This window comes from Pseudomonas rosaeacicularis (genome assembly GCF_057128745.1).
Genome location: NZ_JBSKHT010000038.1, coordinates 1 through 1,267 on the forward strand (window position 1 = coordinate 1; position 1,267 = coordinate 1,267).

The 1,267-nt window shown below is 60.1% G+C and carries 1 protein-coding gene and 1 pseudogene; both read right to left on the reverse strand.

Features of this window, described 5'->3' with window-relative positions; genetic code table 11:
• A partial coding sequence (locus ACWKWM_RS27830) for an SH3 domain-containing protein (protein ID WP_483849173.1) occupies positions 1-758 on the reverse strand: 758 nt, incomplete at its 3' end.
• A 26-nt stretch (positions 759-784) separates the two neighbouring features.
• Positions 785-1,267: pseudogene (locus ACWKWM_RS27835) on the reverse strand (hypothetical protein); the annotation flags it as partial.

Sequence of the window (1,267 nt, forward strand, 5' to 3'; positions counted from 1 at the left end):
AACAGCAGGTCAGCGTCGCTCGGGGTGCAATCCGCTTTCAAGGTCGGTGGCTGCTTGTCGCTGAACGCTTCCTGATGGGCCACCACTGCGGTGCCTTTGACCAGTTTCAGCCAGGTCTTGCTGGTGGCCGGAAGACGCTGCGCCCAGGCGCGACTGGCTTCGATGAAGGCTTTCACGTTGTCGCCGCTGAACACTTCCAGGTGCAAGCGCTTTTCCGGATCGTCGTGGCTGTCCTGATACAAGCCAATGTGGCCGATCAGGTCCCCGGCTTTGATCGGCACAGGCTGATCGAGCACAACCACGCGATCGTGCGCCAAAGGCTCAAGCACGCCTTGCAGCGAATCAAAATGCACGTACTGATTGATTTGCTCGAGCTTGCGGTAGTCGCCTTCGCCGCTGACCTTCACTTCGGTGCCTTGCTGCAACACACCTATCGATTCAGCTTGCCGATGAGCGTCGGCACGCACCGTCAACGGGCCGTTTTGCGTCACGACCCGGTATTCACCCGTGTTGATGGGCAGCAGATGACTGAAGGCGACATAGCCCTTTAACGAGCCGTCGGGATTTTTCAGTTTGTCCGGGCCGAGGGTGTTTTCCAGTCTGCGGTAAGCCCCTTTGCCGCTAACGGTAACTTCGGCACCTTTGGGTAGAAAGCCGATGATCTTGCCTTTCTGCGCCTGGTTGCGAATGTTCAAACCGCGCTCGTCAAGGTTGTCCAGATTGACGTCGTTGACTGTCGCCTTGACCTGGCGGGTCACGCCCTCGGGCCAAAATCCGGGGCGCGCTACTTGTGGGTCCGATAAACCGCCCAGTCCTGCAAATGCATGTACAGGCTGTAGACGATCAGGCTGGGCGGTGTGTCCGGGCTGCCGTCGATTGTCGGCGGCTGAAGACGATGGCGCACCAGCACGAAATTGCGCGAGAACGGCCTGAGCACCGGCGACTTATGGGCGATGTAGCCGGTGCTCGGCGAATGCTGGTCAATGCGATAGGCCACCACTTCGCCGTCGGCCAGGCAATGCACGCTGGACTGATCCACAGTGCCAGCGGTGCCGCCATCAAAATGCACACCGCCGTGCCAAAGCCCGTTGACGCCCAGCGGGTAAAAACCGGCGGCGGCTTTGGCCAGGTGGGTCAGTTGGTGAAGCGAATGGTTTTTGTCGCGGAACGGATGGCACCAGTTTTTTACGGCTGGGAGTGCATCAGTTTCCGGGTCGGTGGGCGCATGTACCGGGCGGCCATCGGGGGTGGGCAATATGGCGGCCTG